Here is a 20609-nt window from a genome sequence, read left to right on the forward strand (position 1 = left end):
AAAAAAAATTATTGATCCATAATAAAATAACCAACACCAGAGTAAGTGGTTTGCTGCTAACATATTTAAAAATGTTATGAACTTAATAAGAGAAAAAAATACCCCTGTAATGGAGCAATATTTAAATTTGAAAGCTCAATACACGGATCATCTATTATTTTATAGACTGGGCGATTTTTATGAATTGTTTTTCGATGATGCTATTAAAGCTGCGAAATTGCTGAATATAGTGCTAACCAAGAGGGGCAATTCAAATGGGCAAGAAATACCAATGTGTGGAGTGCCAGCACACAGTAGTGAGTCTTACCTGCACAAGCTAATAGATTTAGGATTCAAAGTAGCAATCTGTGACCAATTAGAAACTGTTGATGAAGCAAAAAAGAGGGGCTATAAATCCATAGTAAAACGTGATGTAGTGCGAGTTGTAACTCCAGGTACAATTATAGAAGATTCACTACTGGAGGATAAAAGCAATAATTATCTCGCATCCATAGTTGAACAAAATGACGAATATGCTATTAGTTGGCTTGAATTATCGACGGGAAAATTTTTTCACATTTTAACGAGTTTGAAAGCTCTAGATAGTGATTTATTGCGTATATCACCAAGAGAATTATTAATTTCTGAAAAATTCACTGAGGACGAAAAAATTAGATCGATTTTAAAAAATTATAAAATATCAATTACGCAACACGCACAGAGCTTTTTTGAGTATAGTAAATCTCACAGAACGTTATGCGAGTTTTATAAAATCAGGGAACTTGGGAGTATAGGAAATTTCAGCAAAGTAGAAATCATGGCGTGTGGTGCACTGCTTGAATATGTCAGAGTAACACAAAGGGGCTCCATTCCAAGGCTTGAATTCCCAAAAACCTATAAGCAACAAAATTTCATGCTTATTGATGCTTCAGCAAGGAGAAATCTTGAGTTGTTTTCAACTCAATTTGGTGAAAAGAAAGGTTCACTAATTTCAGTTATTGATCACACAGTTACAGCCTCTGGTGGACGCCTGCTCAAACAAATGCTCGCTTCACCCCTTGCTTGCTCTAAGGCAATTAATTTGAGGCTCAGCACCGCTCAATTTTTTGTAAATAATCATGAGCCACGCAGAAAAATACGAGAGATATTATCTAACATTCCAGATATTGAGAGGTCTTTATCGCGCTTAATACTAGGGCGTGGTTCACCAAAGGATATGAACCTATTAAAAATAGGCCTAGGAAAAACTTTAGAGTTGTCTGAGTTTCTGTCTACCTTGCATAATTATTGTTTAAGTGAAAAATCAGAAATTAACTCTCAGATGTCATTCCAGTGCTTGACCAGAGAAAAGGAACCAGTGTCTACTACTCAGGTGATAAGTAGTGACGAAAGTGAACTAAGCACAATACATAAAAGCCTTGGCAATCATAAAGACCTATTTGAACTGTTAAATAGTGCTATACTTGATAATAACCTCAGTTCCGTGAAAGAAGGAGGATTTATTCACTCAAAATACAACTCAGAATTATCTGAGTTATCCTACATATTAAATAATAGTAATAAACTAATAACCAAACTCCGTGAATCTTATCGCGACCTAACTGGTATTGCCGCACTTAAAATATTACATAACAACATACTCGGTTATTACGTTGAAGTGTCGGCAAATCACAAAATAACTTCGGATATATTTATTCATAGACAAAGCTTAGCAAATAGCATGCGCTACACTACTAATGAATTGAAAGAACTAGAAAATAAAATTCTTACGGCACGTGATGCTGCAATCGGCTTAGAAATGAAAATTTTTAGTGAACTGTGTAGTGAAGTCGCTAAAGAATCTGAAAAAATTGCTCTTGCTGCAAATGCTTTGGCAAAACTTGATATTAGAACCGCGTTTGCAGAGCTTGCAGTGCAAAATAATTACGTAAAACCCATCATTGATGACAGCAAAGAGTTCAATATCTGTAGCGGAAGACATCCAGTGGTTGAAGTTAACGATAAATTCATTTCAAATAGCATCAATTTAGCTGGTATACATCTAATTACTGGGCCTAATATGGCGGGAAAAAGCACTTTTTTGAGGCAAAACGCTCTCATTGCAGTTTTAGCTCACATGGGGTCATTTGTGCCAGCAGAGAGTGCGCATATAGGAGTGATTGACAAGATATTTAGCAGGGTTGGTGCAACAGATAATATAACAGCTGGTTATTCTACCTTCATGGTAGAGATGATCGAAACAGCAACGATAGTAAATCAGGCAACAGATCGTTCCTTGGTGATACTTGATGAAATTGGTAGGGGCACAGGAGTGTATGATGGATTATCTATTGCACAGGCAGTGATTGAACATATTCACAATGTAAATAAGTGCCGCGCCATTTTTGCAACTCATTATCATGAATTGACTAAAGTAGGTGAATACTTAGAAAATGTGAAATGTTTTTGTATGAAAATAAAAGAATGGAAAGGAGAAGTCATCTTTTTACATGAAGTAATTGAGGGCGTTGCAGATGAGTCATATGGAATACATGTAGCAAAACTTGCTGGTTTTCCTGATTCTGTTTTAAACAGAGCAAGAGAAGTATTTGAGGAGCTAAAGGCTTGAGGAAAGTAACATTATATTACTCCACAATTATGGAGTTTTAGCAATCTATGGCGCTTTAATTTTAGTCAGCTTTCTGAGTAGCTGAATTAACGTAGCATTGATCTATTGCCACATTGGTCAAGATTCCAATTCCACCACCTACAACTGCACCTACAGCTCCTAATGCTAGTTGAGTACCAATTCCAGCAGAAGACCCAATGATTAATGGAGCAAGAAAATATAATGCTAAAGCGCAAGTTATTGCAGCTACACTTATAACAGCCAGCTTTCTCGGACAAAAATTTTCTGGTGCCTCAGCACTAGATATGAATGATGATTTTACTAGATTTTTTCTACTTTCATGATCTAAAAAGCCACTCACTGTTCTCATTATAGGACGGGTAGAGCCGTCACCAGTCAAGTTAATTCTATCTTCCACTATATCATGAAGTTCTTTAACTTGAGCTTTATATTCGTCCCAGTAGACTGATAACTCTTGTTGGTCATTGAGAAGATCTGGTTTATTTGAAGTTGTTAACCAGTGTGAGTCATGTTCCAAAATATATCGAATTGTAGCTTTCCCTATATCTATATGCCCTTCAGTAATTGCATACTTTAAAACACCTTCTGCTTTTTCCCTTCCAACATTAAGATCAGCATCAGCTTTTATCAATAATTCTACTATCTTTGGAGAATTATGAAATATAGCAATATCTAAAGGGACCATCTCATTACAATTTTTGATATTTAAGTTTGCTTTTTGTTCTATTAAATAACTTATAAATTTTAAGGTTTCATCAGATTTTTGATCGTCTATGCCTTTATATTCGTAATATTTTCTAATTGCAAAACTCAACGCAGTTTCACCCTTCAACTCACTACCACCCATAATTAATCTCCGATAGCTTTTTACCTCTTGATTTATTAAATTAACATCCGCACCGTTTTCTATTAAAGCCTTAGCTCCTTTGAAATTGCTTTTTGCAATTTGCAGATGAAGTAAGTAACGACCAAGATGATCAGTTGCATTAGGATTTGCACCTTGTTCAATCAAATACCTTGCAATTTTATCATTAAATTTGTGATCATAAGTTGCAGATTGTAGTGGCTCAGGATTTTGCTGTAACTCATGTTTAGCTATTGATTTATTTATCTCACAGATTGATTTTATTAACCCTAAATTTCTTTTCATAATCGCCTTTTTGACTGCAGCGCTGAAACTTACACCTTGCTCTATTAAATACTTAGCTATTTCTTCATCAACAGCATCACCTAATAAATTTGTACCGCTTTGGGAATTAACGTCAGTAACAACATCTCGAATAATGGAACTATTTTTCTCAAAAATTGACTTTACTTTTTCTAAATCATTTTTGGTAACAGTATCAACAAGATCTTTTATTACAGCATCCACCCTCTTTTTTTTAGCCAACATTTCCTCTAATTCTTCAGAATTCATAAGTATACCTCAACACACACAATCAAAAAAATTATATCCAAATCAGAATTGTTTGTAAAGGATTTTTAGATATTAGCTTGCCCAAAGGTTAATTTATTTTATAATCTTTCTGTATTCTAGAAATTTCAATTAAATGAACTGCTATAAAACTCACGCGTGTAATGAATTAAGGAAGAATGATGTAGAAAAGGAAGTTACTCTCTCTGGGTGGCTGTACCGTAAACGTGACCATGGTAACCTAATCTTTGTTGATTTAAGAGATTTTTATGGAATTACTCAACTGGTATTTAATAATGACAAAGACTTTTTTGATGAAATTTCAAATTTAAAATCAGAAAGTGTGATTACTGTCACAGGAATAGTCAAAGCTAGAACTGAAGACACGGTAAATAGCTCTATTTCCACAGGAGAAATTGAAGTTATAGTTAGTAATTTACAAGTTGAATCGGAAGTTGAGTTCCACTGTGATGAAGAAATAGCAAAAGAAGAAAGGAGTATATTAGCAAGTATCGCCGGTGAGCAAGAATACCCAGAAAACATGAGATTTAAATATCGTTTTCTTGACTTAAGACGTGAAAAAGCCCGTAACAACATTATTCTGCGTTCACAGATCATTTCAGAGCTCAGGAGGCTCATGATAGAGCAAGGATTTTTGGAAATTCAAACTCCAATACTTACTGCCTCTTCTCCTGAAGGTGCACGTGACTACTTAGTGCCAAGCAGACTAAATCCTGGTAAATTCTATGCATTACCACAAGCTCCACAGATTTTTAAGCAGTTGCTTATGGTTTCAGGGTTTGATAAATATTTTCAAATTGCACCTTGTTTTCGTGATGAGGACGCAAGGGCTGACCGTTCTCCTGGGGAGTTTTATCAGCTCGACCTTGAAATGTCTTTTGTGACTCAAGAAGATATATTTCAGGTTATTGAATCTACTTTATATAAAGTGTTCGCGAAATTTTCTCGCAAGTCTGTCGATAAAGATTTTCCACGTATTACATACAAAGAAGCAATGCTCAAATATGGATCTGATAAGCCAGATTTGCGTAATCCATTATTAATTAGCGATGTAACAGAAATTTTCCGTGATTCAGAGTTCAATATTTTCAAAAGCAATATTGAACGCGGTATGGTAGTGAGAGCCATTCCTGCTCCTAAAACAGCAGAGGAACCTCGTAGCTTTTTTGATAAAAAAATAGAACATGCGCAAAGAGAATTCGGTGCTAAAGGTCTTGGATATATAACGTTCGATAAAGATGGAATTGCAAAAGGACCAATTGCTAAATTCCTTGATGACAATAGGTTAAATTCCATAAAAGAAATAACAAATATAGAACCTGGAGATAGTGTGTTTTTTGCTTCTGACAAAGAGAATGAGGCAGCAACAATTGCAGGGAAAGTGCGTATTCTTTTGGGATCAGAACTAGGTCTTATAGATGACAATATCTTCAAATTCTGTTGGGTGATTGATTTTCCTTACTTTGCGTATGACGATAAAAGTAAAAAAATTGATTTCTTTCATAATCCATTTTCTATGCCACGTGGTGGCTTGAAAGATTTAGAAGAAAAGAATCCACTGGATATCCTTGCTTACCAATATGATCTTGTTTGCAATGGAATAGAGCTGTCAAGTGGAGCAATTCGTAATAACAAACTAGATATTATGTACAGAGCTTTTGCCATTGCAGGCTACAGTAAAGAGGAAGTTGATACAAAATTCGGTGCGCTCGTGCGTGCATTTAGGTTTGGAGTGCCACCTCATGGTGGAATAGCACCAGGGGTTGATAGAATGGTTATGCTGCTTGCTGATGAGCCGAACATTCGTGAAGTAATCTGTTTTCCTATGAATCAGCAAGGTGAAGATGTTCTAATGGGTGCTCCTTCTAAAGTAGAGGATAAGCATTTACGTGAGTTGTCTTTAAAGGTTGTTGAATAAAAATTTTTATAGCGGAGTGTGGTAAACTGGAAGTTATGAACAATATTCAAAAAGCAATACTATCAAGCATAATCTGCAATATGATTATATGGTATGAAGTAACTCTGTTTGGAGTTTTAACGCATATAATAAGCAACGTTTTTTTTCCTTCAGAAAGTGATTATTTAAGCACAATCAAATTTCTTGGCAGTTTTGCAATTGGATTTGGATTTAGACCACTTGGTGCATTTATTTTTGGTTACATTGGAGATAAATACGGCAGAAGGAAAATTTTGCTGACTTCCGTAATATTAGCTTCGATATCATCTACTGCAATTGCGATTATACCAAGCTTTAAAGAAATAGGAATATTTTCTCCTATACTGCTTCTGCTTTGTAGAATAACACAAGGAATGGCAGCAGGTGGAGAAACAAGTATCAATTCAGCTTTTTTAATAGAGCATTCAAGCGACAAAAAAAATCTAGGCTTTTTAGGTAGCATGAAAGCTTTTAGTGGTGCTCTTGGTTCTATTACATGCTTTGTAATGATAGCTGTTTGCAAAAAGTTTACAGGTGAAAATTATGAAATTTGGGGCTGGAGGTTGCTCTTCTATTTCTGCTCTGTTATGGGTGTAATAGGCTTTTTAATAAGGTACATAATGGAAGAGAGTCTAGCATATAAAACTCATGACCAAAATAAAAGCTTATCTAATTCTCCCTTTTTAGAATTAATCAAGAATTATAAAAGAGCATTTGTGATAGCAATTGGACTTGGCATTGCTCAAAACGCAATTGTTTATTCAGTAATCATGTTTTACAACATATCTGTAAAAGAGCTTATTCTTTCAGATATTGATATTAAAAATGTAGTAAGGATTATGGTTGAAATTACATTTGGGACGTCTGCAGTGCTGTTTGCAATACTGTCTGATAAAGTTGGAAGAAAAAACGTGATCATTCCTACGTTATTAGCTTTAGCTTGTGTCAGTTTGCCGGCACTTTCACTATTATCATATGATAACCACTATATTGTAACGCTCACTTTTCTATTAATAAGTGTGCCGATAGGCGCATCTTTTGGAATATATAATTCTCTCGCCTGCGAGTTATTTCCAACAAAAGTTAGATGCACTGGCTTTAGCCTAGCACATAACATATCTGCAGGTATTTTTGGTGGTCTTTCTCCATCGATATGCATGTGGCTTATAGAAAAAACTGAAACAAAACTTGCAGCAGGCATTTATCTTACTATCTGTGCATTAATTAGCCTAATATCTGTACTTCAAATTAAAGCCAAAGATAGAAAAGTTGATTGGTGAAATCGTTTTAGTTGAAAGATAGCACTTCAATAGATTTTTCGATATTCCTAGGGATAGGAGCAGTAATAGTGATTTCTTTATTATTTGGCAATTTTAAAGATAAAGAATGCGAATGAAGGTGGATCTGATTTACTACCCCATCAATAAAAGCTTTTTTACCACCATATTTACCATCACCAAGAATAGGACAATTTATATGAGCTAAATGTGCACGTAACTGATGAGTTCTACCCGTAATTGGTTGTAATTTTAAATAAGCTGTATTGTGTTTTAGCTTTGCTATAGTTGAAAAATGTGTAGTGGCATTTTGAGGTGAATCTTCATCAACGACTACTTTTTCTTGCCCTGAAATATATTTTTTCACCAACGGATAGTCTATTGTTCCATTATCTTTGCTCGGTATACCAGAAGTCAATGCTAGGTAAGTTTTTTTTATTCTCCGTCCTTTAAATTCTTCCATAAGATATCTTGCAACACTAGCATTGCGCGCGAATATTATTACTCCACTTGTATCTCTATCAAGTCTATGGACAATTTTGAATATTTCCCCTTCTCTTATTTGATCAAGCAAATCACTAATGCTAATTTTTACCTTTATGCCGCCTTGAACAATGACCCCTGCGGGTTTGTTTATAGCTAGTATATATTCGTCTTCATATAATATGTTCTCTCTTAGTAGATTCACTAACTTTTCATTATATTTGCAGTCAGAATTAGTGTTCTCAATATAGTCTAAGTATCTTATCATTATAGTTTGCCCAGAGCTTACCCTATCGCTGGATTTTGCCGTGCAATTATCAACCTTGATTAATCCTTTCCTTAAAGACTTCTCAATTGCAGATTGTTTCAAATTGGGAAAAATTCTTCTGATGTACCTATCGAGCCTAACGTTATTGTCTTCTACTAATATAGTTTTGATACCTTCTGACATCTTACTTATAAAAATTTTATTGTGTAAACTAAAATCTAACATAGCTAATTTACTCCTCAGTTTCAGCTACTTGCATCGAGTGCTACGTGCTGGAATTTAGAGGATTATTTAACTATTTATAACAGCTTCATATTTTCCTACAGCTGAGTAAAGTGGTAACAATGATAGTTTCTCGATCATAGAGAGGTGAGTATTAGGCTCTTTAGTACTAGGGCCTGGACACGCTTCAGTGTTAGGCCCTAACTTCATACACTCAATGCCGTTAGCTAAAGATGTTACTCTTCCTACATTAACATTTTTAGTGCGATATGACCACCTGCAAGGACTATGTAATATTTGTTCTTTTACTCCATCCATTTCAGCTGGACACGCTTTAGTGTTAGTTCCTAACTGCATACATTTAATGGGGTCAGTTATAAGTACTACTCCTTTTTCATTAAGTTTAGCGTTATACTGTAATTGTTCAATTTGATTAGCTTGATCTCTTATCATAAATTCAAAGCTGATAGATAGATGTAATTCTATTTCTCTCAACATATGTGATGCTATGTGTTGCACCATATGTGAATCTGTGTGTTGCACTGTCATTAATGCTTTGTTTCTGAGTATACTTAATTCTAAGTTAAGCCGCGTAAGTATATCTGGTGCTCTTTTTTCTGCTTCTATTAGAAGATTACTTATACCTTGACGTTCAGCTAAATCTTTTACAGTTTCACCGCAGTGATCAGGCAATGAAGTTTTTGCGCAATAAAATAGTAAGGTCATTACTACTATCCAGTGTCTACGTTCGATAGCATAACTTAAAGGACATTCGCCTGAGTTATTCTGTGCATTAACATTTGCTCCATATGAAATTAAGGTCATTACTACTTTCGGATGGTTATACTTGGCAGCTTTATGTAAAGCAGTTGATCCTAAATCGTCACTTGCATTAACATTTACTCCAGCTTCTAATAAAGCACATACCATTAGTATATTACCATTTCTGGAAGCATAACGTAAAAGATCAGTTTCCACCAATTTTATCACATCCTTACATATTTCAAGTTGTATCATAGTATTTACTGCTTTTAGAAAATTATATGGATGAATAGAAAATAATATTTTCTGTGGATCATTCGTCTCAATATTTGCTCCATTGGCTATTAGACAATTCATTACTTCTATATTGCCTCTTGCAGCAGCACAATTAAAAGGAGTCCATCCCCATGCATCCTTATAGTTAACCTCTGCTCCATAGTTTATTAAGAGCTCTACTGCTTCCACATTATCATTCGTAGCAGCAATATGTAAGGGAGATCGCCCAATTAACATATCCTCTATATCAACACTTGCTCTATATCGTAATATGGCCTGTAATAGGCTCCCTAATATTGATGTATTATTCCTTGCAGCAGCCCAATATAAAGGAGTCCATCCAAATACATCCACTGTCTCAATATTTTCGTCAATATTCTTATCGTTTTGTATTATACAATCCACCATTGCTTCATCAACATTTGCAACAGCAATATGTAAAGGAGTAAGTTTAAGCGCCCCATTCTTCTTAACATCTGCTCCACTATTCATTAAGAACTTTACTACTTCTTTATGGCTATTCCTGGCAGCCTCATATAAAGCAGTCAATCTCGCTAGATCCTCTGCATTAACATCTGCATTATTTTTTACTAAGATTTTTGTTATTTCTATATCGCCATTTACAGCTGGCTGATATAAAGTAGTCCGTTGAGATGAATCCAACTGATTAACATTTGCCCCTTCTTCTATTAGCTTGCGTGCTACTTCTGTGTTCCTATTTTCAACAGCCCAATGTAAAGCAGTCCATTCGGAAAACGGACTTGGTGCATTAATATCGATTCCTTTTACTTTAAGCATAGAATTGATTAAATTGTTCAGCTTAAAATCAATAGCTAAATATAATAACGTGTATGAAAAGCGTTCATGCAAACAATCTATTTCAAACCAATAATTTATATTAAACTCATTTTCTTCCCACTCTTTATACACATTTCCACTTTCTTTCTTTAGTCTATTTAGTGTTTCTAGTATCTTTTGTGTATCTAGCATCACTGGTACCTTTTCTGAGATCTTTCGTGCATTTAGCACATCCTCTAGCGCCACTGCTTTTGGTTCTTCTGATGTCTCTTGTACACCTAACTTTTTTAGCATTCTTTTTACCATCTGTTGCGCATTTGATACCCTTGACTCCTTTAGTATCTTTTTTGCTTCTTCTTTTGTCTGCGGTACATTTACCACCTTTAGTCTCTTTTTTAATGGCTCTTGTGTCTCTTTTACTCTTGGAATCTTGCTTGATACTTCTAATCCATGCGATATCTCTTCTAACATTCTTGATGTTTCTGCTTGCCCTAGTATCTTTACTTCCTTTAATAGCTCTTTTATTCTTTCAATTACATTGTCTTTACTTAAATTTACCTCTTGATCAATTACACCTAATATTATGTTCCACTGTTCATATGTCATTACCATAGCTTTACCTCATACTACAGAGTATTTTTTGATGCTATATATTATGGTAGAATAGTCAACGCATTTTCCATAGCGTAACTTGAGAGTCTAAAAGGACTGTTATTAACTTACAGAAAACCAAGCTTGCCTGAAACCACTTAATTGATTATAATCATAAGTTTTAAGGCAGTAAAATGACAGCTTTTTTTCCTTTGGTTATTTTTTTAATCTTATACCTTGGAAGTGGTGTCTATTTTTCCTTTATTGGAATTGATAATCCGCTTCGCCAAGTTTCACCGGTAATTTGCCTACTACCGGCGCTATTTTTTGCTGTTGCATGCAGTGCAGGTAAAATTCAACGTAACATCGATACTGTCATCGAGGGTATGGGCGATAAAAACACCCTTACTATGTGTTTAACTTTTCTATTTTCTGGAGCATTTTCTGTGGTGACTCAATCAATTGGTAGTGCAGATACTGTTGCTGATTTAATTCTCAATTTCCTTCCAGCAAGATTACTACTGCCTGGAGTATTTTTGGCTTCCGCTTTTATATCAACTGCAATTGGTACGTCTATGGGAGTTGTTGTATTAATGGTACCAATAGCTGTTAACTTAGCAAAAAGTGGGGCTTTTGGTCTTGAAATAGGAACTGCAACTGTAGTTGGAGGTGCCGTATTTGGTGATAATCTTTCAATGATATCTGACACTACTATTGCATCTGTTTCTTCACAGGGGGCCACGATAAAGGATAAACTTAAAGTGAATTCTAAAGTAGCATTTGTTGCCAGCATTATAACGCTTGTCTATCTGGCAATTATGGCAGATAGTACAAAAATTATTCCTACATCAAATTTAGATTATTTATCAGTAATAAAGATTATTCCTTATATTTCTTTAATAATCATGGGGTTATTTGAAGTTACTACTTTAGTAACAATAACTATAAATATAATTGTTGCTAGTGTATTAGGGATGACTTTTTTTGACTATACTATCATTCAACTCTCTCATGACATATATGACGGTTTCAAAAAAGTAAACGAGATAGTGATATTTGCTCTATTTATTGGCGGATTGAGTCATATAATGTACAAGCAGGGTCAAAAGGCATTACACAAACTTATCGATGAAAGCAATATAACAAAAACTAAAGCTGAATTTGTAATAGCGGGCATAGCATCTATGTTTACTGTTTTAGTTGCTAATAATACCATTGCTATTTTATTAAGTGGCGATATTGCAAAAAGGCTCGCGCAAAAGCATAATATTCCGTCATACCGTAGTGCATACTTGTTAGACATTTTTGCTTGCGTTACAAAAGGCATTTTGCCTTATGGTTCCCAGCTGCTGCTAGCAGGTAGCATTGCTTCTGTCTCACCTATTTCTTTGTTAACACAAGTGTATTACTGCTTTATTTTAGCAGCAGTTACAGTAGGTGAAATAATCATCAATGGCAGACGTTGCGCGGCTACAACTTAATGTACGAAGATTTCTCTTCATATTACATTTTGTGCCCATAAGAAACAAGTTGCCATTTTCATCAGCTACTTGGATAATAGATATATTCACAAAATTGTTCCATTTTTCTCAATAGATTTTGGTTTTCTTTTCCCCTTATTAGCAGAGCATAAAACTTAGCTTTTTAATAAATCTCATTTTAACTCCAATACACTAACTATGAAACAATCTATATTGCCATCAAAAACGGAATTTATATTGCCAACTTCATGTCCAGTCCTTAAATCCTTTACCATTTGATATGGATGCATAACATACGATCTGATCTGACTGCCCCAACCTATATCGCATTTCTTGCCATATTCTTCGGCCATTTTCTGTTCTTTTTTTTCCAATTCAATTTGATATAAACGTCCTTTAAGTAGTTTAAGTGCTTCATCTTTATTTTTATGTTGAGAACGACCATTTTGGCATTGAGCTACAACGCCTGTTGGAATATGCGTAATACGTACCGCGCTTTCAGTCTTATTTACATGCTGACCACCTGCTCCAGAAGCACGGTAAGTGTCGATCTTTAAATCCTTTTCATCCACAACAATATCTATTGAATCTTCAATCACTGGAGTTACTCCTACACTTGCAAAACTGGTATGACGTTTACCATTTGCATCAAATGGTGATATTCTAACCAATCTATGAACTCCACTTTCGCTTTTTGCCCACCCGTAAGCTTTTTCTCCGATGATCTTTATTGTTGTAGATTTTATACCAACTGCATCACCATCTAATTTTTCTACAACTTCAACTTTAAAATTGTGATAAATTTCTGCCCATCTTGTATACATGCGCATGAGCATCTCAGTCCAATCATTGCTCTCTGTTCCACCAGCTCCTGAGTGGATTTCTAAAAAGCAGTTATTGTTATCTGCTTCACCAGTAAATAAGGATTCTGTCTCTTTAAGTTTGATTAATTTCTCTAGCTTTACTAACTCACCTTTAACTTCAGAAAAAAATTCTTCATCATTCTCATCAATAGCAGATTTCATCAAGCTGATAGCATCGTTGTAATTGCTTTCTAGCTTTGAAAACGATTCTATGTCATGCTTAATTTTAGAGCGTTCTTTTAAAATTTCTTGTGCTTTTTGATTGTCTTGCCACAGATTATCATTCAACGCTTGAGAATCCAGCTCTTCAAGACGCAACTTCAATTTTTCTATGTCAAAGACACCTCCTGATAAGAGAAATACTTTTATTTAAGCCTTGAAAGTATTCAAGGATTTCTGGATGGGTTTTCATTATACTTTAGACTTTAATATATTTATTATCACTAACAATAACAGCAAACAAAATAGAAATTTAACCATATAATAGTTAATTCAAAATAATTTTATTATACTTGAATGTTCAATAAAATCAAGTGTGTATATTTATTAAAAAAATAAGGTAAAGTAATGAATATTAAAACAAGTTCTCATTATGGTTTAGACAAAAAGGCTATTGATGATTTAATAGAGTCTCTCGATAATCAAGAATTAGAGAATGTTCGTAATATTGTAAAAACGATAGATAGCGTTCAGTTAGCTTATTTTTTATCTACTTCGATCAGTGATCACAGGGAGAAATTAGTTAATATCCTCGATCAACATTTGTTAAGTGATGCCTTAGTACATGTAGTACCAGATTTACAAGTAGAGATCATAGAAATATTGGGAATAGAAAATACAGCAAAGTTACTAATGCTTCTTGATATAGAAGACATAGTAGCCATAGTGAAAGATTTAGATAGAAAGTCTATAGAAAATATACTGAACTACTTACCCAATGCAACTCAAAAATTAGTAGAGGAATTGTTATCATACCCAGAAGAAAGTGCAGGAAGGTTGATACATAAAAATATGGTTATAGCTCCATATTATTGGACGATAAATCAGCTAATGGAATTCTTACGCAACTATAAAAAAATACCGGAAACATTTTATCAAATTTTCATCATTAACTCAAAATTAGAACCCATAGGCATTTTCAACTTAAATAAGGTAATATCTCACTCAGGAGAAACAATAATAAAAGAGATAATGAGTCAAGATATAAAAATAATTAAAACTGGAATGGACCAAGAAGAAGTAGCAAGAATATTTAAAGATTACGCTCTATTATCAGCTCCAGTAGTAAATAAGAATGGTAAAATTATAGGTGTAATCCTTATTGAAGATGTAATCAAAATTGTTCAACAAGAAGCAGAAGAGGATGTGCTTAAAATAAGCGGTGTATCTTCTAAATCTGATATAAATGCCCCTATACATAAAACTATAATTAAAAGACTACCTTGGTTACTGTTTAACCTCTTAGCTGCAACAATATGTTCTATAGTAGTTGGCTTTTTCGATAACGTAATACAAAGTTTTATAGTACTGCCAATAATTATGCCAATCATTGCATCGATGAGCGGAAATGCAGGATCCCAAACAGTAACACTAACTATCCGGGCAATCGCAACAAAATATCTAACTGAGCAAAATGCAAAAAGAATACTGATGAAAGAATTTTTAATAGGTCTTATAAATGGAGTGATTTTATCTACAATTTCACTCGTAGTATTAGCAATAAGGTTTCACAATGTCAAAGTGGAGATGATTTTTGTGGTCTCCATGATTATGATGTCAATTATTGCAACGTTCATCGGAACTTTCATTCCTATAATGCTTCATCGTTTAAGATCCGATCCTGCTGTTTCCTCTTCAATTCTAACATCAGCAACAACTGATATTCTCTCAGCTCTTATATTTTTTGGTCTAGCCACGATCTTTTTATTAAATAGCTGAATCTTGCTATATAAAAAAATTGCTTTACAAGCTTTACCGTCCACGTTATCATTACTCATAGATGCATTGAAGAAGAAAAATAACAGTCGATAAAGAAATAAAAGTACATGAAACTGAGCTGCTTTAGTTTTAAAATAAAAACTAAAATAAGATGCTAAAGTATGCAAAAAAATTCTTGCTTTGCTAGATCTTTTTAGCTACAATGCAGTCTAACGTAATGAAAACATGGGGTGTGATTTAGATGCATTGTATTATGTATATCACTCAGAAAGCAATTCTCGATTTTTTAAGAATATATCTATTTTAGTCAGAAGTCAAAAGAAAAGCACACTGTTACTCAGCAATTAAAGTTACTTAGGATTACCGTAAGGTTTCTACAGCAAATTGGTTTGGTACAGCTGCATAAGAATCAAATGTTGAAATCAATCTTCAGAAAAGAGGTTTACGACAAAACAATCAAAATATGAATATTAAAATATAGGGGGCTTTATGTTAGGTAAAGAAAATACAAAGGGACAAGTAATAGATAATCAAATGGATTATGTAGATGATGAGTCAACAATAGGAGCAAAAGGAGGTCTTAATCATGAAGATAGATCATCTAGTGAAGAACTTCAGCGTGGACGAAGTCAAGAGAGCCCTAGAGTAACAAGATCTTCATCTATAGGCAGCAGTAGTACATCGACTGATGATGAAGAAATGTTTAGCTGTATAAGCATTACAAGTGATGAAATAGTGAAAAAAGCAACTTTTTTTGTTAAGACTTTTGTTAAAGAATTCGAGGAAAAATTATCTAAATATTTTGAGGAGGCAGAACCAGATTCAAATATACAAAAAATAAGCAAAGCTTCAGCCAGCTTTAGTTCTTTTTTGAATAATACTATTCCAGCAAGTCCACTAAAATTATTTAGTGTTAAAGTTAATGAGAGTATCAATCATTGTGTTACAGGAAAACGGCATAAGAAAGGAGCGAAAAATATTTTTACAATAACTACGCCTTGCTACAAAGCTGAAATGAGAGAGATTTTAGTAAAAGCTGGCTTAGAAATTTTTCACAGGTTTGAGGTACCATTCATAAAAGTTGTAGATATCAATCCCTCTTTTTATCATAGGAGAGTTAAGAAGTTAGCAATAGATGCTGTACATAGAACAATGAATTACCTTTTAACTTCTGAGGAACAAGACTTTTCTGTTGATCTTATAACACAAGGTGTTGTTCTAGGTAAGTCAAAAAAGAAAGGATATTTTACGCGTCCTGGATATGAAGTAAAAGATGAGCAAAGTGGTGAAAGTTTAGTAACCTCAGAATTGTATGAATGGGTAGGAATAAAGAAAAAAGAAGAAGATGAAACTGTTAATTATTATCAATATAATTCTGAGGAACATAATCTAGAGGAATATAACTGTGCTGAAAAATACGGCTATCGGCTTCCCTTTGAATGGGAGTTAAGAAAGTGGGAGGAGGTAAAACAAAAGTATGTATCTAGTGAAGTACCCATAGAAAGATATGTGTATATTTTAAATGATGAAAAAAAAGAAGAATTAGCTCGTTTTATATTAAAGGAGATTAATGAACAAGATCCTGTGAAAAGGAAAGATATAGAAGATGTAAAAGAACATCTTAGAAAGCAAGATGAAGATAGGCGTCAATTTTCCTATAGTTTTGGCAAGACACCAGAAAATTTCATTGAAAGAAAAGAGGTGGTAAAAAATTTGAACCTAAGGTTACATAGTAGTAGTCAAGAAGTAAAAATGTCACGAGTAGTCTTAATTAGTGGGAAGTCTGGAATAGGAAAAAGCGAACTTGCTAGAGGCTATGGGTTTAGTGAAAGGCGTAAGGCTACTTGGGCAAGGATTATGTGGATAGATGCCTCGTCATGTACCAATCTTTCAAATTCATTTCATGGGTTGGCTGAAAGGTTAGGGGTTTCTAGAAAAAGTGAGCAAAGGAGAGAGAGAAACATTAAATCTATTGTCGAGGATGTATATGAGTATCTTCAAGACACAAAAAGTTTGTTTGTTTTCGATGATGCTAGTAGTTATAAGGAGATTGAGAATTTTTTACCATCCAGCTTCCCTGTTTTTTCTAATAGAGAAAAACCTTACGTTTTAATTACTTCTCCTAACAAGAATTGGAAAGAAGAAATAGAAGATATAGAAGAAATAAAGTTGGGTAATTTAAAAAAAGAAGAAGCCGAGGAATTTACTCGAAAAGCCTTGGGGGAAGATGAATCACAAGGTAAATCTATATCAGAGTTAATAGAAGAGTTTAATTGTTTTCCATTAGATTTGAAAGCAGCAACATCATGCATTAAACAAAAAGGTCTTAGTATTAGAGAATATCTGGAGGAATATAGAGTAGCTCAGCAATCAAAACCTGATTTTTTGGAGACACAAGTTGTTAATAAAAAATCTTTTAAAGCTTTGAAGATTAACATTGATAAAATAAAAGAAGAAAAAAATGTTGGGCAGCAAGCGTATGTTATTTTAGTATTCATGGCTTACCTGGACCCTAATCAAATTAATACAAAAGAAATTTTTTTCAAGGGGGAATCAAAAGAAAATCAACAAAGGGTTTTGGATGCACTTGATCTACTTAATCAGTTCTCATTGATTGGATTAGAGAAAGGGATAGCAAAAATTCATCAAGAAGTACAAAAAATTATAAGGTTAGAGCAAAGAAAAGAAAAAAGAGAAGAAGAATTTTTAAGAAAAATAATGACATCACTGATGAATAATAACTGTAAAAATGTAAGCCATATCATATCCATTTGGAATTATGCAAGTGAATATAAAAAGTTAGTTAATGAATTTATTGAATCTGATTATTATGGAATGAATATCTTACATTTTCTGGCCATAGATGATAATGAAGAAGTTATTAAGCTTATATTCGAGAATGTAGATCTAAGTAAATTAAGTAGAATTGTTAATATCGGTGATAAAGATGGATCTACTCCTTTAGAATATGCTGTTATATATGGTCACTTAGCGTTAGTTAAATACTTTATAGGAAAAGGGGCTAATTTTAAGGTAAGTGATGACCCGAGCCTTACCCTTTTAGACTGTGCTGCTCTCCATAATCGACTAGAAATAGTTAGGTATTTTATTGATAACGAACATTTTCAGTTTGATAGTACTGTTTTATACTATGCTATTGAAAATAATTGCTTAGAGGTCGTTAGATACTTTATAGAGGAAGAAGAGATTTGTATAAATTTACAAGATGGAGAAGGTAAAGGTTATTTGCACTATGCTGTTGAACATAATTCCTTGGAGATTTTTGAGTACCTTCTAGCGTACGGGGCTACAGTAGATTTACAGGATGAGGATGGTATGACTCCTTTGCATTTTGCTGCTAAAAATGGTAGATTAAGCATGCTTAAATCCCTTATAAAGAAAAAAGCTGTAATAGAGGTACCGAACAAAGATGCTATGACTCCTTTGCATTTTGCTGCTATATATGGTTACCTAGGAATTGTTCGCTACCTTGTAGGTCATGGAGCTGGTATAAATCTAAAGGATAAGAATGGTATGACTCCTTTGCATTTTGCTGCTATGTATGGTTACCTAGGAATTGTTCGCTACCTCGTAGAGCATGGGGCTGATATAAATTTACAGAATGAAGATCATATGACTCCTTTGTACCTTGCTGATGTATATGGTCACTCAAGCACTGTTCGCTACCTTGTAATGAATAACGTTAATACGAATCTAGAGGATATTAGTAATAATATTTCTCAGAACTACGATGTTAAGTTTCATTGCTACGACAGCGCTAGGTCCCTTTTTTCTTTAGAACAAGGAGCTAATGTGAAACTTGAACTCAACGATGATTTGTACCATTATACTAACAATTATTACCCAAGTAGTATTTGTTGCTATCAACCTCAATCTACTGTGTACTCAGCTCCATACTTAAAAACACAATCACATAAAAGAAACCTAGAGACATTTGATGAACATACACTACCTAAAAAAAGAAAATTAAAAAATATAAGTGAAGCATTGCAATTTGAAGATAAAAGCACAGTTAACTTAACTCATAGGTCACCTATATCTTCATTTAACAGCGTCTCTGTACAACCTGCAAACAAGGACTTAAGACTATAATTTTACAGTAAGCTATTTAATTTTATGAGGGGAATTTCAAAAAAACAGAGAAATAAAGTAATAAATTGATATAAATTCGCGTAGAACAAGTGGTAGACCATACGATTCCAAAGAAAACACTTCTCACAGCCCTTGATTTTGGCTGCTGAAAGTAGATATATCGTTTAAATTCTTAACAAAAAGATATATTAAATTAATAATAACTCATTTGGGAATAGTAAAGAAGAATCGAGTAAACTTATAGTAAGTTTGACTGAATAGTAAAAAATTGACATTTATGATAAAATATATTAATATCAAATATTAATATATAAATGAGTAATTTATGAAACAAATAGAACAACGAGAATTATATGAAAATCTCTCTAATGCAGAGAGAGAACTAAATTCCGAGGAATTCATAAGGTTAATAAAAGATAACAAAGTAGATGTTAATGCAAAAGATAAGGATGAACGAACTCCTTTGCATCATGCTGCTCACAGATTATCTACACAGGAAGTAAAAGTTCTAATAGAAGCTGGAGCTGATGTGAATTCAGTAGACAGATGTGGATGGACTCCTTTGTTTGCTTCTATTGTGTCTTTCTATGGAAAATTTACAGATATAATAAAAGTTCTAATAGACTTAGGAGCAGATATTAATGCAAAAGATAAGAGTAAAAAAACTCCTTTGCATTGGGCTGCTGAAATAGGCTTTACACATATTTGTGAGGTTATACTAAATCACATAGCAAGACTAGAAGTTGCTGGCTTATATGTAAGTGAGGAAAATTTACAAAAGAAAAATGAATTTATAACCACTTCAACCGAGAGGTATAACAATTATTTACAGCATCTTAAAAATTGTGAAGAAGAAGTTAAAAAGATTAAAGAAAGAAATAAGTCACTATATGACTTTTTGAGGGAAAATGACGTTAATAAAATGGCTGGCATATGGGAGCAAAATGAAAACGTACGTAATGAATTTGATAATGAAGAGAATTTAAAAAAGCTATATCCAGAATATGCACATATTTTAATTAATAAGGCTGATGAAGTAAAAAAAGAAATTTTCCTGCACAATAATAAACCATTGGTGGATTTTCTATCAACACATTATAGATATGATTTTCAAAAGGCGAAATTCTTTGGCATGGAGAGATTTTTTGAGGTGCACAAAAATGACTTTAAAGAAGAAAGAGTAGGAGTCCGAAATAATACACTATTTTACTTTGTAGACTTTAATGTTGAAAAGAGGTACGCTCCTAAACTAAAATTACAGGCGTTTGTAGAGAAAATTGGAAACAAAGGTGTAAACAGCAATCTTCATCACCCAAACACTGAACAAACTCAAGGAGCTAGTCAGTCTCTTAATTAAAGAGGGATACATGGAAACCTGCTGCAAAAACAAAAAGAGGTGTTTCTCACTTGTATAAAGTATTTTTAAACGTGATTTTTTAATATCATAATTACTATGAAAACTGGGGCTTTCCTTTTGCAGCAGTTCTTGAGTTCCAGCAACAGACCAATCCATCCCAAAACGAACTCTTCTCTCACTAGCCGGTTTTAGTTGTTGGGA

At 33.7% G+C, this 20609-nt stretch carries 11 protein-coding genes; 7 read left to right on the plus strand and 4 right to left on the minus strand.

Going from position 1 to position 20609, the window contains the following annotated elements; all coding sequences use genetic code 11:
• The first annotated feature begins 76 nt into the window (after positions 1 to 76).
• Positions 77 to 2587 (plus strand): DNA mismatch repair protein MutS, encoded by a 2511-nt coding sequence (gene mutS, locus OPR30_RS02305; RefSeq protein ID WP_265031022.1) that lies wholly within the window; start codon positions 77 to 79, stop codon positions 2585 to 2587.
• A 61-nt stretch (positions 2588 to 2648) separates the two neighbouring features.
• Here the strand turns inward: mutS and OPR30_RS02310 are convergent, their stop codons facing one another.
• A complete protein-coding gene (locus OPR30_RS02310) occupies positions 2649 to 4025 on the minus strand; it encodes an ankyrin repeat domain-containing protein (RefSeq protein ID WP_265031023.1) in 1377 nt (458 codons plus the stop codon).
• Between the two features lie 133 nt (positions 4026 to 4158).
• On the opposite strand from OPR30_RS02310, the gene aspS reads away from it, so the two are divergent.
• Together aspS and OPR30_RS02320 are read left to right on the plus strand one after the other, a co-directional pair.
• Complete coding sequence (aspS, locus tag OPR30_RS02315) at positions 4159 to 5961, plus strand: aspartate--tRNA ligase (protein WP_264377976.1); 1803 nt, start codon at positions 4159 to 4161, stop codon at positions 5959 to 5961.
• Positions 5962 to 5996: 35 nt separating this feature from the next.
• Complete coding sequence (locus OPR30_RS02320) at positions 5997 to 7259, plus strand: MFS transporter (protein ID WP_264377975.1); 1263 nt, start codon at positions 5997 to 5999, stop codon at positions 7257 to 7259.
• 7 nt (positions 7260 to 7266) lie between these two features.
• Here the strand turns inward: OPR30_RS02320 and OPR30_RS02325 are convergent, their stop codons facing one another.
• Positions 7267 to 8190, minus strand: coding sequence for an RluA family pseudouridine synthase (locus OPR30_RS02325; RefSeq protein WP_265031112.1), 924 nt, complete (start codon positions 8188 to 8190; stop codon positions 7267 to 7269).
• A gap of 108 nt (positions 8191 to 8298) precedes the next feature.
• Complete coding sequence (locus OPR30_RS02330; protein ID WP_265031024.1) at positions 8299 to 10677, minus strand: ankyrin repeat domain-containing protein; 2379 nt, start codon at positions 10675 to 10677, stop codon at positions 8299 to 8301.
• Positions 10678 to 10850: 173 nt separating this feature from the next.
• On the opposite strand from OPR30_RS02330, the gene OPR30_RS02335 reads away from it, so the two are divergent.
• Entirely contained in the window at positions 10851 to 12137 is a 1287-nt protein-coding gene (locus tag OPR30_RS02335; protein ID WP_211908158.1) for a Na+/H+ antiporter NhaC family protein, read from the plus strand.
• A gap of 173 nt (positions 12138 to 12310) precedes the next feature.
• Here OPR30_RS02335 and prfB read toward each other — a convergent pair.
• A protein-coding gene (gene prfB, locus OPR30_RS02340; protein ID WP_264683250.1) for a peptide chain release factor 2 occupies positions 12311 to 13412 on the minus strand; the annotation gives its coding sequence in 2 pieces (ribosomal slippage) (positions 12311 to 13345 and positions 13347 to 13412; 1101 coding nt in all).
• Positions 13413 to 13567: 155 nt separating this feature from the next.
• Here prfB and mgtE point away from each other — a divergent pair.
• The 3 genes from mgtE (at position 13568) to OPR30_RS02355 (ending at position 20408) form a co-directional block, all read left to right on the plus strand.
• Positions 13568 to 14938 (plus strand): magnesium transporter, encoded by a 1371-nt coding sequence (mgtE, locus tag OPR30_RS02345; RefSeq protein WP_064085731.1) that lies wholly within the window; start codon positions 13568 to 13570, stop codon positions 14936 to 14938.
• Between the two features lie 489 nt (positions 14939 to 15427).
• Positions 15428 to 19051: an ankyrin repeat domain-containing protein gene (locus OPR30_RS02350; protein ID WP_265031025.1), complete on the plus strand. Its 3624-nt coding sequence runs from the start codon at positions 15428 to 15430 to the stop codon at positions 19049 to 19051.
• Between the two features lie 325 nt (positions 19052 to 19376).
• Positions 19377 to 20408, plus strand: a complete 1032-nt coding sequence (locus OPR30_RS02355; RefSeq protein WP_265031026.1) for an ankyrin repeat domain-containing protein — start codon at positions 19377 to 19379, stop codon at positions 20406 to 20408.
• The last annotated feature ends 201 nt before the right edge of the window (positions 20409 to 20609 follow it).

Origin of the sequence: Wolbachia endosymbiont (group B) of Athalia cordata, assembly GCF_947251845.1 — a bacterium.
In the GTDB taxonomy this organism is placed as follows: domain Bacteria; phylum Pseudomonadota; class Alphaproteobacteria; order Rickettsiales; family Anaplasmataceae; genus Wolbachia.